The following is a 15,401-nucleotide window of genomic DNA, read 5'->3' on the forward strand; positions in this document are numbered from 1 at the left end:
AGGTAGAAAATGATATGTTGTGTTCCTAGGAAAGGGGCTGGTCAAAATCCAAATTTTACACCTTCATTATTTCAGCCTCTTTTGTGGTCAAGATGGCATCAACTCTATCACTGTACTTGTTGGTCAGTTCTTGCACATCAACTTCGGCGTTTTTTAAAAGGTCTTCGGAAATGTCCAATGCTTTTAATTCCTTGTTGGCTTCTTGTCTGGCACTGCGGATACTTACTTTGGCGTCTTCGGCTTCGGCCTTGGCCTGTTTTGTCAACTGTACTCTCCTTTCCTCTGTTAATGGGGGTACGTTAATGATTACCATTTCTCCATTGTTCATGGGATTGAAGCCCAAATTGGCGTTCATGATGGCAGTTTCAATCTCCCCCAGCAGGTTTTTTTCCCAAGGTTGAACGGAAAGCGTTCTTGCATCGGGGGTATTGATGTTGGATACTTGGGAAAGCGGGGTTTGAGAGCCGTAGTAATCCACCATTACAGTAGAAAGCATCATGGGGCTGGCTTTACCCGCCCTAATCTTGGTCAATGCTTTTTGCAAGTGCTCAATACTTGCCTCCATACTTTCTTTTGTACTATCAAGAATAAATTTTACTTCTTCGTCCATAACTTTCAAATTTATAAAACTAAAACCAAAGTATATGCCAATTTAAACATTGACCACGGTTCCGATATTTTCTCCAGATACTATTTTCATTAAGTTACCTCGTGTGTTCATGTCGAACACCACAATGGGCAGCTCATTTTCCTGACTTAATGTGAACGCCGTCGTATCCATCACTTTAAGTCCTTTGGAAAGCACTTCGTTAAAGGAAATGGAATCGAATTTAGTGGCGTTTTTATCTTTTTCCGGGTCAGATGTATAAATGCCGTCAACACGGGTGCCTTTTAAAATTACATCTGCCTTTATTTCGATGGCTCTCAAAACTGCAGCGGAATCCGTGGTGAAATATGGATTTCCCGTTCCGCCTCCAAAGATGACCACTCTTCCTTTTTCCAAATGGCGGATGGCCCTTCTTCGGATAAAGGGCTCGGCAACCTCATTTATTTTGATGGCCGATTGTAGCCTTGTCTGCACTCCTTTTATCTCTAGGGCGCTTTGCAATGCCAAACCATTGATTACCGTGGCCAACATGCCCATGTGGTCTCCTTGTACCCGATCCATACCTTGGCTGGCCCCTGCGAGGCCCCTAAAAATGTTTCCTCCACCGATTACGATGGCTACTTCAACACCTTTATCGATTACAGATTTTATTTCTTCGGCATATTCATCCAACCGGTTGGCATCAATGCCATATTGTTGTTCGCCCATTAAGGCTTCTCCACTTAATTTTAATAAAATTCTTTTGTAATGCATTGAGAGTTTCTTGAAGTCCGGACAAAAATAATCAAAATTATTTATGGGAAATGAAGAATTAAGGGTTTGATATGGACATAAAAAAACCGCTTCGGTTGGGAAGCGGTTTTCTGAATTTATTGTTGTGGTGAATTAGCCCAATGCCACTCTTGAAAAACTGGTAACTTCCAAGCTGGAATCCACCGACTTAACGTATTGGGCAACACTTTGTTTGCTATCTTTAATGAAAGCTTGGTTCACCAAAGTGTTGTCTTTAAAGAAACGCTGTAATTTGCCTTGGGCAATTTTGTCCAACATTTCCTCTGGTTTGCCTTCTTCGCGCAATTGATCTTTCGCAATCTCGATTTCTTTGTCGATGATGGATTGATCAACACCTTCCTCGTTAAGGGCAACCGGGTTCATTGCGGCAGCTTGCATAGCTACATCTTTTGCAGCTTCGGCAGCGCCATCAACATTGGCGGACAAACCTACCAAAGTGGCGATTTTGTTACCTGCGTGGATGTAAGAACCTACGAAAGGGGCGTTCAATCTTTCAAAACTTCCAATCTCGATTTTTTCACCTATTACACCGGTTTGCTCTGTCAATTTATCGGCAACGGTCATTCCATCAAAAGAGGCGGCTAGGAAATCGTCTTTGCTATCGAAACCAAGTGCCAGGTCGGCTAAATCGTTAGCAAGTTTTACAAAGCTATCGTTCTTGGCAACAAAGTCGGTTTCGCAGTTCAAGGAGATAACAACACCTTGTGTGCTATCGCTGTTTACTTTTGCGATGGCTGCACCTTCTGAAGATTCCCTGTCAGCTCTTTTTGCTGCAACTTTTTGACCTTTTTTTCTAAGGATCTCAATTGCTTGGTCGAAATCACCTTCGGCTTCGACCAAAGCTTTTTTACAATCCATCATTCCAGCTCCAGTGGCCTTTCTTAATTTATTTACTTCTGCGGCGGTAATCTTTGCCATTTTCTTTTCTTTTTTAAATTTTACGTAAAGTAAAACACTGTAAAAGTGTTTTTGTTTAGGACAATGTTAAATCAGCAGGTTTATTCAACGCCACCTTTTACGTTGTCTTGCCATTCTTTAAGTTCGTCCCATTTTCCATCGGCAGCCATTTTAGCTTGTTTTGGCCAAGATGTTGGATCCAAGTGGGCCAAAGTTGAGCTGGCCTCGGTCAAGATTTCCTTAACTTTTTCGGCATCGGCATCGGCTAGGTCGGTGTAAGTTTTTACTCCATTGGCTACAAGAGCTTCGGCAGCTTTTGGTCCAATACCTTCAATTTTGGTAAGGTCGTCCGGTTTTGCCTCTTCTTTTGCTTCTTTTTTGGGAGCTTCGGCCTCAGCTTTTTTGGCTGGTTTTTCCTCAGCGGCTTTTTCTTCCTTTTTTGGAGCGGCCTCAGCTTTTTTCTCCTCCTTCTTGGAATCTTCTTCTTTGTCCTTTCCGCTGTTTTTCTCGCTCTTGCGCTCTTCCAAACCTTCGGCCACTGCTTGGGTTACGGATTCCATGATCGCTTCGATGGATTTACCTGCATCGTCATTGGATGGGATGGCGTAATCAACATCGCGAGGGTCTGAGTTGGTATCTACCATGGCAAAAATCGGGATGTTCAATTTTTGGGCCTCTTTAACTGCGATGTGCTCACGCATGGTATCAACAATGAAAAGTGCGCCTGGCAAACGGGTCATGTCGGCAATGGAACCTAAGTTCTTGTCCAACTTGGCACGCAAACGGTCAACCTGCAATCTTTCTTTTTTGGAAAGGGTGTTGAATGTACCATCTTTTTTCATGCGGTCGATAGCTGCCATTTTCTTAACAGCTTTACGAATGGTTACAAAGTTGGTCAACATACCACCTGGCCATCTTTCGGTGATGTACGGCATGTTTACTTTGGATACTTTGTCTGCGACAATGTCCTTTGCTTGTTTTTTTGTGGCTACAAATAGGATTTTTCTTCCTGAGGATGCAATTTTTTTAAGGGCTTCGTTGGCTTCCTCAAGTTTTGCAACTGTTTTGTAGAGATTGATTACGTGGATTCCGTTACGCTCCATGTAGATGTAGGGAGCCATGTTCGGATTCCACTTTCTTGTTAGGTGTCCAAAATGCACACCTGCTTCCAGTAAGTCTTTTACTTCAATTTTACTTGCCATTTTTTGTACTTAGTTTACGTTCCGTTGTAAGTAGCAATGCATTGGTGGTCACAAAATTTTGTTCGCCCAACACATTTAGATGCTAAACTAGTTTCCAAAAAGTTGAATTGTTAATCCCTTTTGGAACAACGACAACTTGGTTAAAAATTTAACCCTGAAAGTATAGTACATAATTTCAGGGTTTTCAATGAACTTATCTATAATTGAATGCCAGGGCACCCAAAGTATATTAACGTTTGGAGAATTGGAATTTCTTACGGGCTTTCTTCTGACCGAATTTCTTTCTTTCCACCATTCTCGGATCCCTTGTCAATAAACCTTCCGGCTTAAGAATCCCTCTATTTTCTGCGTCTATTTCGCACATTGCCCTGGACAAAGCCAAACGAACAGCCTCTGCCTGACCTGTGATTCCACCACCGAAGACATTTACTTTCACATCGTAATTGCCATCGGTTTCAGTTAAAGTGAAAGGCTGTCTCACTTTGTACTGCAATGTACCAGTGGTAAAGTAATCGTTAAGATCTCTTTTGTTTACTGTGATGTTTCCAGATCCTTCGGAAACATATACTCTTGCCACAGCGGTTTTTCTTCTACCTATCTTATGAACCACTTCCATTATTTGTAGTCGTTTAAGTTTATAGCTTTTGGTTTTTGCGCTTCTTGCCCGTGCTCAGCACCGGCATATACCTTTAGGTTTCTGAACAAGTCAGCTCCAAGTTTGTTTTTTGGAAGCATTCCTTTTACAGAACCTTCGATAATGCGCTCGGGATGTTTTTCCAACACTTCTCTAGCAGAAGCGGAACGTTGCCCACCGGGATAACCGGTATATCTTAGATATTCTTTCTCATCCCACTTGTTGCCTGACATATCGATTTTTTCAGCATTGATGACAATGACATTGTCTCCACAATCAACATGGGGGGTAAAGTTGGTCTTATATTTCCCTCTAAGTATTTTGGCTACTTTAGACGCCAATCTTCCTAAGGTCTGTCCTTCAGCATCAACCAATAACCATTGTTTGTCAACAGTAGATTTATTGGCGGAAATAGTTTTATAACTTAATGTATCCACTTCTCGAATATTATTGATTTAATAACCTATCCCGAATAACGGGCTGCAAATGTACAATTATTAGATTGAATTACAAACGGTTGATCGGGAATATTTTTCCACTTTTTTAAAATCCAATTGGATGCTTTATAAAGGTCCTGCAATATAGCTTGTTGAAAATGTTAAAAAAAGATTAAAAAAAACGTCGACTGTAACTCATGCCATTTTCACAGGTCTTTAATACATCTATCTAATCAAAAAACGACCAAGTGAGAAACGTAGTACCAGTTTTCTTAAGTCTTTTCTTTTTTTACAATCTCCAAGCGCAAGATTCCACGGAGGTCATCATCAAAAAAAAGTATACCACTAAAGCTTTGGGGCAATATGCCGCTCCTACCATAAATGGTATTTTGGAAGATGAGGCATGGAATCTTGTAGAATGGGGCGGAGATTATATTGAATGGCAGCCCGATGAAAACACCCCGCCTGCCCATCAAACCAAATTCAAAATATTGTACGATAGCAAAAACCTATATATAGGTGTACGCTGTTATGATTCCGAACCCGATAAAATTGTACGGAGATTGTCCCGTAGGGATGGTTTTGACGGAGATTGGGTAGAGTTCAATATAGATAGTTATTTTGATAAGCGTACCGCATTCTCCTTTACCATTACCGCTGCAGGAGTAAAGGGCGATGAGTTTATATCCAACAATGGGAACAATTGGGATCCGAGCTGGAACCCTATTTGGTATGCTAAGGCCCATGTAGATGATAAGGGGTGGACCGCGGAACTTCGTATCCCTTTAAGTCAATTGAAATTTGGTAGTGCAGAAGAACAAGTTTGGGGTTTTCAGTCCACAAGACGCTTTTTTAGAAATGAAGAACGCTCCGTGTGGCAACGTAAACCCGTGGACCAGCCCGGTTGGGTAAGTGAGTTTGGGGAACTACACGGACTAAATAATATTGAGCCTCAAAAACAATTGGAGATTCAGCCTTACACAGTGGCAAAAACAGAAACCTACGAAGCAGAAGAGGGAAATCCGTTTAGGGATGGTAGCGAAAGCAATATTACGGCAGGTTTGGATGCCAAGATAGGCATCACCAACGATCTTACCTTAGATTTAACGGTGAATCCAGATTTTGGACAGGTAGATGCCGACCCATCGGCCATTGCTTTGGATGGTTTTCAGATATTTTTCCAAGAGCGACGTCCATTTTTTGTGGAGAACAAAAATATTTTTGACTTTAGTGTATCGCAATCCGAAGCGGGGAATACATTCGGTTCCGATAATATATTCTATTCCCGAAGAATTGGTAGAAGCCCACAAGGGTACCCCGATACATCGGATGATGAGTTTGTGGACCAGCCCGATAACACTCCTATAATCGGTGCGGCCAAATTTAGCGGCAAAACCAAAGATGGTTGGGCCATAGGCGTGTTGGAAAGTGTGACAGCACAACGAACAGCCACTATTATTAATGGTGAAGGAAATACCAGAAAGGAAATGGTGGAACCCCTTACCAATTATTTTGTCGGCCGATTACAGAAAGACTTCAATGAAAGGAACTCGTATATAGGAGGCATCTTTACAGCCACCAATCGCGAGCAAATTCCTGATCAGCTCAATTTTTTGCATGATGCCGCTTACACTGGCGGCTTGGATTTTAAACACCAATGGGCCAACCGAGATTGGTATGTTGGGGGCAATATTACCATGAGCCATGTTCGAGGAAACGAAGAAGCCATCACCAATACCCAAGAATCCATCACCCATTTGTTCGATAGGGTGGGGGCAGACCACGTCGCTGTGGATACCACGAGAACATCATTGACAGGAACTGGGGGCAACGTGCAAATTGGAAAGATAGGAAATGGACATTGGCGCTTCGAGTCCGGAGCTACTTGGCGATCGCCCGAATTGGAGCTCAACGATATCGGGTTTCAGCGTCAGGCTGACGATGTACGGCATTATACTTGGATAGGCTATCAAACCTTAAAGCCGGACAGTACCTTTAGGCGCGTAGGTATTAATTATAACCATTGGACGGCTTGGGATTTTATGGGAAATCATAATTATTTGCAGTTCAATACCAATAGCTGGCAAAACTGGAAGGACAATTGGAACACCAATATCGGGTTCAATTTTGCCCCTATCGAGTATTCCAATTTTGCCTTGCGAGGTGGCCCAAGATTACGACAATCGCCCTGGGTGAGCTTTTGGAACAGTATCAATACGGATTACAGGAGGAAATTGCGATTCTCATTTTTTCACAATGGTAGAAAAGCGCTGGACAACTCCATACAAAACTATTATATGGAAGGAGGGTTTGTTTATCAGCCCTTAAATGCATTACGGATTTCCGTATTCCCTTCTTTGGATATCAATCACGATAAATTACAGTATATTGATAATTTTGATAATGTCAATGGTTCGCCGCGCTACCTGAACGGGGAAATTAATCAGCGTACCTTGAGTATGTCGGTGCGTTTAAACTATACCATCAACCCCAATTTGACCATTCAGTATTGGGGACAACCCTTTATTTCGAGAGGACGCTATTCCAATTTCAAAAACATCACCGACCCTTTGGCCAAAACTTTTGAGGACCGATTTGTGCAATACACTCCTGAACAAACTACCTTGAACGATGGTACCTTCACCATTGATGAAGATTTGGATGGCGTAACCGATTTTAGTTTTGACAATCCAGACTTTTCCTTTGTGCAGTTCCGTTCCAACTTGGTCATCCGATGGGAGTACATCCCAGGGTCGGAAATATTCTTGGTATGGTCTCAAGATGTGTCAAGGAATGGCGACCCGACCAATGGACTGTTGTCCAGTTTGGGCGACAACATTTTTGGTCAAAAACCACAAAATATCTTTTTGTTGAAGGCTACGTATCGATTTGTGTTGTAGTTGTCATTCCTGCGAAGGCAGGAATCCAAAAAAATATCCAAAATGGATTCCGCATCAAGTGCGGAATGACAACTAAATGTCCATCATCTTCCTTAAGGCTTTCACCAATGCTTCATTCGCCTCTTTATTACCTATGGTAATACGAACTTTTCCCGGGGCACCAAACTGTGAAACGGGACGAACCATAATCCCTTCTTCCATCATTTTGTCCGTGAACTCCATTTCGGGTAATGGCGGGGCAATGATAAAAAAGTTCGCTTGGCTTGGCCAATATTTGATGTCCAATTCATCAAAAGTCTTGGCAATAAAAGTTCTGCCTTCCAAAACGGTTTTTACGGTTTCGGCAATAAATTCGGTATCGTTCAAAGCTCCGATAGCGGCTTCAATGGAAGTCAATGGAAGTAAAAAAGGCTTATGAATCAAACGTACATAATTGGCAATGGTGGCTGTAGTATAGCCGTACCCAATGCGCTGTCCTGCCAATCCGTAGGTTTTGGAAAAACTGTTGAGCCCAACCACATTGTAACCTTCCAATACATAAGGCAATGCGGTAACATAATCTTCTGCATCGGCAAAGTGGCGGTAGACCTCATCAAACACCACCACAATATTCTTAGGAACACGAGTTATGAAATCGTCCATCACCGATTTGGGAATATAGGTGCCCGTTGGATTGTTGGGACTGGTCAAGAAGATTACCTTGGTCTTCTCTGTGATAGCGTTCAAGATACCTTCCACATCCAATTCGTAGTTGGGGGCCAAAAGGGGAATGTCCACTTGGTGGGCGCCATACCATCTGGAAAAAACGGAGTAGGGCAGGAAGCAGGGATTGGAAAAAATCACCTCGTCACCTTCGTTGATAAAAGCTCGAAGAATAATGTCGATAACTTCCGAACCGCTATTGCCGCACAAAAACTGGTCGGCGCTCAACTGACCACCAAAATCTTGGACCAAAGCCTCGCGTAAACGGATGTCCGTTTGGTCCGGGTAAATATCAATTTTGTCCATGGCGGCCTTCATCGCAGCAACAGCCTTGGGCGATGCACCCAAAGGATTTTCGTTGGAGGATAGCTTATATATTTTTTTATCGGTCGGGGGAATATTTTTTCCGCCTTTATAGACCTCTTTCGGCACTAAATGCGGTTTGAAGATGGACTTTATGTCTTTTTTCATTTTTCTGATTGAATTTTAGAATAAGAATTTTATCAAATCCCTACCACCGTACAGTACCCTTATTATGCGTACATAACCGTCCATTTTACGATAGAATATAATATGGGAAACGTAAGGGAAACTAAAAAGCCCATCCTTGATTTCTTTTCTTTCTTTTCTTATATCGGGATTTTTGGCAATTGCTTCAAAGTGATTGTTCATGCCAATTAGATATTCAATGGCTTTAGAGGTGCCGAATTTGTGCTCCCCATATTCAAAAATATCCTCAATATCATCATCCGCTTCTTGTGATAGAACGTAGTCGCTTATCATCCATTTCTTTTTGAAGCAATGATTTCCTCCATGGTTCTTGGGCTGTCTGGTCCCTTCCAGCCTTTCTCTATTTCATTTCTAAGGTCATTAATGACCTTGTCCCTATAAATTTTGTGTAAACGTAAGGCGTCACGAATAACTTCGCTATTATTTTGATATTCCCCAGTGGCAACTTGTTCGGTAATATATTCTTCCTGTTTTTTGGTAAAACTGACATTCATGACAAACAACTTATTGATTACTCAAAATTATAAAATATGTCTATATTTAGCAAATATAGATATAAATTAAATGTTTTAGTTGAACTATCACAATCCCTCCGCAAACAATAAATACGCCATTGCCTTTACAGCATCACCTTCCTCCAATAGCTGTTTGGCCAAGGTGTGCAGTTCGGTTTTGGATTTATCTTGTATTCCCTCGGCCTCAATAATGGTTTCAATGTCTTTTGGGGAAGGTAATTGCTCCAAATTTCCCAATCGCCCTAAATTGTTTCCTGTAAGTATATCACTTTCTCTAATGCCCTTGGGCAAAGCATCCACGCCAATGCCGTGGGTGCGAATGGGCTTTGGAATCTCGAACAAGGACTCTTTAATGGCTCGGATATACCAATTGCCCCCCATACGGCCCACCAAGTCCAATTTTTCGGTATCCAGCACACCATTGGTAAAGTAGTCATCGTTTACATGGATCATATCAACCTGTGCAATGATCAAATTTCCCGCACCAGGGGTTTGCGCCAATTCAACCACTTCCAAAACACTGCACTCAAAGGAAACGGGCGCTTCGCCCACTCGGGGCGGTTTTACTTTTACACTGGGCACTTCGGTAAAACCAGCTTTCACAAATTCGTTAACGCCCTTGTCGTAGGCCGTACTGGAAAGCGACATTTGCTCTGCCATTGCATGGTTTACCACGTTGATGACCACTTCGGGCACTTCCACCACATTTTGGTGGGTATGTTTCAAGGAATTGTCCCTACCGCTCCTCGCAGGCGAAAATACCATCACAGGCGGATTGGAACTGAACACATTAAAAAAACTGAACGGGCTCAGGTTTACATTGCCGGCCGCGTCCACCGTACTTGCAAAGCAAATCGGTCTGGGAGCTACCGCGGTAGATAAAATACTGTACAGTTCGGGTTGTGGTATTGTATTTGGGTCTATGGTTTTGATCATATGCTATTCTTCTATCATTCCCACAAAGGTGGGAATCTCTAGTTGGTTTCCTATGTCATTCCTGCGAAAGCAGGAATCTCTATTCGTTTTCAGTTAAGGGGACTTCGACTGCGCTCAGTCACCATTCAGTAGCTTCGACTCCGCTCAGCTACCAAAATCATTTAGCAGGCAACACTTTGGTGGTCACCTCGCCAAATCCGACCCTAATATCGCCCTTTTTGGCGAAACCGCGCATAATCACCGTGTCGCCATCTTCTATAAATTTGCGTTCGCTACCATTTTTTAGTTTGATAGATTTTGTGCCTCCCCAAGACAATTCGAGCATGGAGCCAAAACTGTTTTCTTCCTTACCCGAAATGGTTCCTGAAGCCATCATGTCACCAATATTAATGTTGCACCCATTTACGGTATGATGCGCCAATTGTTGGGCCATGTTCCAGTACATATGTTTAAAATTACTTGAGCAAACCGTGGTTTCTTCACCTTGTTCTGGGGCAATGTTTACTTCTAAATTGATATCGTAATTCTTCGCACCCTCAAATTGTAAATAAGGCAATACTTCAGGTTCTTGTTTGGGCCCTGCTAATTTGAAGGGTTCCAAGGCCTCCAAAGTAACCACCCAAGGCGAAATGGACGAAGCGAAATTCTTCGCCAAGAAAGGCCCAAGCGGTATGTATTCCCATTTTTGGATATCACGCGCCGACCAATCGTTGAATAATACCAGCCCGAAGATGTGATTCTCGGCATCTTTTGTAGAAACGGATTCGCCCAATTGGGTGTCTTTTCCAGAGATGAAACCCATTTCCAGTTCAAAATCCAAGCGTCGCGTAGGGCCAAACACGGGCGCATCCGAATCTTTTGGCATTGTTTGTCCTTTCGGACGATGAATGGGTTGACCACTAACAATAATGGAGCTTGCCCTGCCATGATAACCAACTGGAATATGTTTCCAATTGGGCAAAAGGGCATTTTCGGGGTCACGAAACATTTTCCCCACATTGGTGGCGTGTTCCAGACTCGAATAAAAATCGGTATAGTCCCCAACCGCTACGGGAATATGCATTTGGGCCTCGCTCTGCTTTACGAATAGTTCTGGTTTTCCAGCCAAAACGGAATCGTCGTCTTTTAGCCAATATTGGATTTTTTTACGAACCCGTGTAGTGATTTCTTTCCCAAGCGAAATAAAATCATTCAAGGTGTCTTTTTCCAGCAAAGCCGTATTGAAATCGAACACATCCAATTCGGCCACAGCGGCCAAATCCAAAATATGTTCACCAACGGCAACGCCTACTCGCGGGCTTCTACCTTTAGTGGAAAAAATCCCAAAGGGAATATTGTGAATCGAAAAATCTGAGTTTTCGGGTATTTCTATGATCATGTAACTTTTTATATGTCATTCCCGTGAAAACGGGAATCTTATCTTTTTGTCATTTCGAACTGTCAGCTCGAGCGCAGTCGAGAGCGATAAACAACGCCTTCTTTTCTCGACTGCGCTCGAAATGACAGAAGGCAAGAAAAGGAATCCGAATATTTACTCCAACCACGATTTATAATACTTGCCATCGTCAATCTTAAGTGCATTCTCGGTAATCTGTAAGGGTTTAAAGGTATCTATCATCACCGCCAACTCCTTGGTTTCTTTTTTGCCGATACTGGCTTCATAAGTTCCGGGGTGCGGCCCATGGGGAATACCTGCAGGATGCAACGAAATATAACCCGGGCCAATGCCTGTTCTGCTCATAAAGTCACCATCTACATAATACAATACTTCATCGGAATCTATATTGGAATGGTTGTATGGAGCGGGTATGGATTTTGGGTGATAATCGTACAATCTAGGACAGAACGAACACACCACAAAGGCACCCGTCTCAAAAGTTTGATGCACAGGTGGCGGTTGATGCACACGTCCCGTAATCGGTTCAAAATTATGGATGGAAAATCCGTAGGGGAAGTTATAACCGTCCCAACCGACCACATCAAAAGGATGCGTGGCATATACGAGTTGGTGCAACATACCCTGTTTCTTGATTTTCATCAAAAACTCTCCTTTTTCATCAAAAGTTTGAAGGTCCTGCGGCAGTTTGTAGTCCCGTTCGCAGAAAGGGGAGTGCTCCAAAAGTTGGCCAAACCAATTGCGATATCGTTTTGGGGTATAAATTGGGTGGAAGGACTCTGCATATAAAATACGGTTGTCCTCCGTGTCAAATTCTATTTGATAGATCATCCCCCGTGGAATGATGAGGTAATCCCCATATTCAAAAGGAATGTTTCCCAAAAAGGTTTTTAAGGTTCCCGACCCTTTGTGGATAAAGAGCATTTCATCCGCATCGGCATTTTTATAAAAATAGTCCGTTACGGATTTTTTGGGTGCAGCCAAACCTATGTGAACATCGTTGTTTACCAATAGCGGTTCGCGCGCTTCCAAGAAATCATTTTTTGGGGCTACATCAAAACCGATTAATTTTCGGCTGGTGATGTTCTTTGCCACCGCAATCTTTGGGCTCACGTCCAAGGCCTTATCAATTTCCTTGACCTGAGTGGGTCGGTGAACGTGGTAGGACAGTGAGGACATCCCATCAAAACCGATAGTCCCAAAAAGCTGCTCGTAATAGAGGCCGCCATCGGGCTTCTCGAATTGGGTATGCCGTTTCTGCGGAATTTTCCCGAGTTTATGATAAATAGGCATGGTGTTACATTTAAGTTCAAATTCAAGAATCAAGTTCAAGCTCAAAAACTTTGAACCACATGTTAGTGCAAAGTGCCTCGAAGCTCTTGCTCACGCTCAATGGCCTCGAACAATGCTTTAAAGTTACCCTTTCCAAATGATTGTGCGCCTTTTCTTTGGATAATTTCAAAGAACATGGTTGGTCTGGGCTCTACTGGCTTGGTAAAGATTTGCAGCAAATACCCCTCATCATCACGGTCTACCAAGATGCCCAATTCTTTCAATGGGGCAATATCCTCGTCAATTTCACCGACACGGTCTGTAACGGCATCATAATAAGTGGCCGGAACTCTTAGGAACTCTACGCCACGACTTCTTAAGTCACGAACAGTTTTAATAATATCGTCGGTGGCCACGGCAATGTGCTGTACGCCTTCATCCTCATAAAAATCCAAATATTCTTCCACCTGTGACTTTTTCTTTCCTTTGGCAGGTTCGTTAATCGGGAATTTGATGCGACCGTTTCCGTTGCTCATTACCTTGCTCATTAAAGCGGTGTAGTCTGTAGAAATGTCATTGTCATCAAAAGATAGGATGTTCTTGAATCCCATAACATCTTCGTAAAACTTTACCCAATGGTTCATTTTGTTCCAACCTACATTGCCAACCATGTGGTCTACAAATTTTAGGCCCGTAGGTTCTGGGTTGTAATCCGGGGTTTCCCATTTTTTGTATCCGGGAAGGAATGTACCATTATAATCTTTGCGTTCCACAAAAATATGCACGGTCTCACCATAGGTGTAAATTCCAGCACGTACCACTTTTCCATTCTTGTCCTCTTCAACCCTTGGCTCCATGTAGGATTTAGCACCTCTTTCCATTGCATTGTTATAGGCTTGGGTGGCATCATCCACCCATAGGGCCACAACTTTTACGCCATCGCCGTGCTTGTCGATGTGTTTTCCAATCTCTGTTCCACTCTTTAAGGGAGAGGTAAGCACCAAACGAATTTTATCCTGAACCACTACGTAACTTTCACGGTCTTTTAGTCCAGTTTCCAATCCAGCCTGTGCATAGGATTGAAAACCAAAGGCGGTTTTGTAATAATGTGCCGCTTGTTTGGAGTTTCCTACATACAATTCGATGTAATCCGTCCCGTTGATGGGCATAAAGTCTTCAGATGTATTTGTTCCTTTTGGAAGTGTTGATGTCTCCATGGTCTTTTATATATTTTTTATTGTCTAATTTTATATTGTTGCATCAACAACAAAAATAATAATTTTGAGATACGAAAACGATTTTGTTGGTTGAAATTTGAGTTAAAATTGATACTGTGATGAGGCATGGCGGACCAACTAAATCGGAATCCCTATTTTTGTGGCTATTCTCAAAAAGATGCTCAATCGTATAGATGAAATACAAGGGATGGGGTTCCACTTGGATTTGGTGCTCCGTAAAATCCAAAAGGCGTATTTGCGCACTTTTAATGAACTTGGAGTGGATACGACCATTGAGCAATGGGTGATTCTCTATCAAATTCATCAACTTGGTGAAAATGCCAGTCAGCGTGATATTGTGAATGAAAATTTTCGCAATCGCGCCACAACCTCCAGGGTTATTGGTGGTTTGGAGCGCAAAGGTTGGATTTCCAAGACCCGTTTTGAAGGTGACCAAAAACGTTTTAAACTGGAACTGACCCCAAAGGGAAAGGAAATTCTGGACACTACCTTGCCTAGCGCAATGCAACTGCGAAAACTGGCCATAAAGGATGTGGATACATCCGAGTTTGAGACCTTTTTAAGGGTGTTGGATAAAATAGGGGAGAATTACGAAGAAAATGAGCCCCAATAATTCAATACCAAACCGGCGATGGTGGCCAATCCAATAAGCAGGATAAAGATTAAACTTAGTTTGCGGAATTTTTCTTGTGGGATGTAATGCAGTATTCTTTTTCCCAAATACGTACCCACCAAACCAATTACGAACAAAAAGGGAAGATAGGTCAATTCTTGTTTGCCGATGTAGCCATTTCCGTAGTACACAAAGGTTCGGGAGAAATCAATCATAAAATCAATAAAGGCGGAAGTGGCAATAAAGGCACTTTTTTCCAAATTGAAAGCAGCCATGGTCAATCCACGGATAGCGCCTCCTGTGCCCAAAAGACCGGCAGAGAACCCTGATAATGCACCTCCGATTACAGAATTCTTTTTGTTTGGAAGTATAATGATCTCGCTTTTTATGAGAAACAGTAGACTAAAGGCAACCAGAAATACGCCCAACACAATTTCCAGTGCACTGCTGTTTACTATTTTAGAGAGAAACCCACCCACAATCACGAAGAGCACCGAGGGAGCACCGATGTAAAGCAGCAGCTTTTTGTCCAACCCTTTTTTGAACAGAAAGATCTTACTAAGGTTGCTGGATAGGTGGAAAATGGCCGTCATGCCCAGCACGGAATAAAAATCAAAATAAAAGTTGCCCAGCGGTACAAAGAACACTGATGAGCCAAAACCTCCGATGGTTCCTATGATTTCAGCAACCAGTGCAAGCAATAAAAAAATGTAGTTGATCTTCATACTTCCGAAAGATAATACGGTATGC

16 protein-coding genes are annotated in these 15,401 nt (G+C 42.5%); 2 read left to right on the top strand and 14 right to left on the bottom strand.

Annotated features, from left to right (window positions below):
- Positions 1–55: 55 nt before the first annotated feature.
- The 6 genes from frr to rplM all read right to left on the bottom strand — a co-directional run bounded on the left by frr (position 56) and on the right by rplM (position 4,569).
- Positions 56–610 (bottom strand): ribosome recycling factor, encoded by a 555-nt coding sequence (gene frr, locus AC13CC_RS14100; RefSeq protein WP_293167177.1) that lies wholly within the window; start codon positions 608–610, stop codon positions 56–58.
- A gap of 42 nt (positions 611–652) precedes the next feature.
- On the bottom strand, positions 653–1,360 hold the full coding sequence (gene pyrH / locus AC13CC_RS14105) for a UMP kinase (RefSeq protein WP_014033137.1): 708 nt from the start codon (positions 1,358–1,360) through the stop codon (positions 653–655).
- Between the two features lie 132 nt (positions 1,361–1,492).
- Positions 1,493–2,317, bottom strand: a complete 825-nt coding sequence (gene tsf / locus AC13CC_RS14110) for a translation elongation factor Ts (RefSeq protein ID WP_163625397.1) — start codon at positions 2,315–2,317, stop codon at positions 1,493–1,495.
- Between the two features lie 80 nt (positions 2,318–2,397).
- The gene (gene rpsB, locus AC13CC_RS14115) at positions 2,398–3,498 is read right to left on the bottom strand and encodes a 30S ribosomal protein S2 (protein ID WP_482877663.1); all 1,101 of its coding nucleotides are present in this window, start codon (positions 3,496–3,498) and stop codon (positions 2,398–2,400) included.
- Positions 3,499–3,727: 229 nt separating this feature from the next.
- Positions 3,728–4,114: a 30S ribosomal protein S9 gene (gene rpsI / locus AC13CC_RS14120; RefSeq protein ID WP_293167179.1), complete on the bottom strand. Its 387-nt coding sequence runs from the start codon at positions 4,112–4,114 to the stop codon at positions 3,728–3,730.
- Positions 4,114–4,569, bottom strand: coding sequence for a 50S ribosomal protein L13 (gene rplM / locus AC13CC_RS14125; protein WP_014033141.1), 456 nt, complete (start codon positions 4,567–4,569; stop codon positions 4,114–4,116). The genes rpsI and rplM overlap by 1 nt, the downstream gene beginning before the upstream one ends.
- Before the next feature lie 248 nt (positions 4,570–4,817).
- Here rplM and AC13CC_RS14130 point away from each other — a divergent pair, with 248 nt between their 5' ends.
- On the top strand, positions 4,818–7,469 hold the full coding sequence (locus AC13CC_RS14130; protein WP_482877665.1) for a DUF5916 domain-containing protein: 2,652 nt from the start codon (positions 4,818–4,820) through the stop codon (positions 7,467–7,469).
- Positions 7,470–7,541: 72 nt separating this feature from the next.
- On the opposite strand, the gene AC13CC_RS14135 is transcribed toward AC13CC_RS14130, so the two are convergent.
- From AC13CC_RS14135 to hppD, 7 genes are all read right to left on the bottom strand, one after another.
- Entirely contained in the window at positions 7,542–8,642 is a 1,101-nt protein-coding gene (locus AC13CC_RS14135) for a pyridoxal phosphate-dependent aminotransferase (RefSeq protein WP_293167182.1), read from the bottom strand.
- A 15-nt stretch (positions 8,643–8,657) separates the two neighbouring features.
- Positions 8,658–8,954 (bottom strand): type II toxin-antitoxin system RelE/ParE family toxin, encoded by a 297-nt coding sequence (locus tag AC13CC_RS14140; protein ID WP_293167183.1) that lies wholly within the window; start codon positions 8,952–8,954, stop codon positions 8,658–8,660.
- Positions 8,951–9,175, bottom strand: coding sequence for a type II toxin-antitoxin system ParD family antitoxin (locus AC13CC_RS14145; RefSeq protein WP_293167184.1), 225 nt, complete (start codon positions 9,173–9,175; stop codon positions 8,951–8,953). Before AC13CC_RS14145 ends, AC13CC_RS14140 begins: the two co-directional genes overlap by 4 nt.
- A gap of 87 nt (positions 9,176–9,262) precedes the next feature.
- On the bottom strand, positions 9,263–10,132 hold the full coding sequence (locus tag AC13CC_RS14150) for a flavin reductase family protein (RefSeq protein WP_293167185.1): 870 nt from the start codon (positions 10,130–10,132) through the stop codon (positions 9,263–9,265).
- A gap of 157 nt (positions 10,133–10,289) precedes the next feature.
- Entirely contained in the window at positions 10,290–11,510 is a 1,221-nt protein-coding gene (gene fahA, locus AC13CC_RS14155; protein ID WP_482877667.1) for a fumarylacetoacetase, read from the bottom strand.
- Positions 11,511–11,663: 153 nt separating this feature from the next.
- Entirely contained in the window at positions 11,664–12,821 is a 1,158-nt protein-coding gene (locus AC13CC_RS14160; RefSeq protein ID WP_482877668.1) for a homogentisate 1,2-dioxygenase, read from the bottom strand.
- Between the two features lie 62 nt (positions 12,822–12,883).
- The gene (hppD, locus tag AC13CC_RS14165) at positions 12,884–14,017 is read right to left on the bottom strand and encodes a 4-hydroxyphenylpyruvate dioxygenase (RefSeq protein WP_293167187.1); all 1,134 of its coding nucleotides are present in this window, start codon (positions 14,015–14,017) and stop codon (positions 12,884–12,886) included.
- A 178-nt stretch (positions 14,018–14,195) separates the two neighbouring features.
- Here hppD and AC13CC_RS14170 point away from each other — a divergent pair, with 178 nt between their 5' ends.
- Positions 14,196–14,651, top strand: a complete 456-nt coding sequence (locus AC13CC_RS14170) for a MarR family winged helix-turn-helix transcriptional regulator (RefSeq protein WP_482877670.1) — start codon at positions 14,196–14,198, stop codon at positions 14,649–14,651.
- Here AC13CC_RS14170 and AC13CC_RS14175 read toward each other — a convergent pair.
- Entirely contained in the window at positions 14,627–15,376 is a 750-nt protein-coding gene (locus tag AC13CC_RS14175) for a sulfite exporter TauE/SafE family protein (protein ID WP_293167189.1), read from the bottom strand. The genes AC13CC_RS14170 and AC13CC_RS14175 overlap by 25 nt on opposite strands.
- Between the last annotated feature and the right edge of the window lie 25 nt (positions 15,377–15,401).

Source organism: Flagellimonas sp. L-11 (assembly GCF_056857735.1).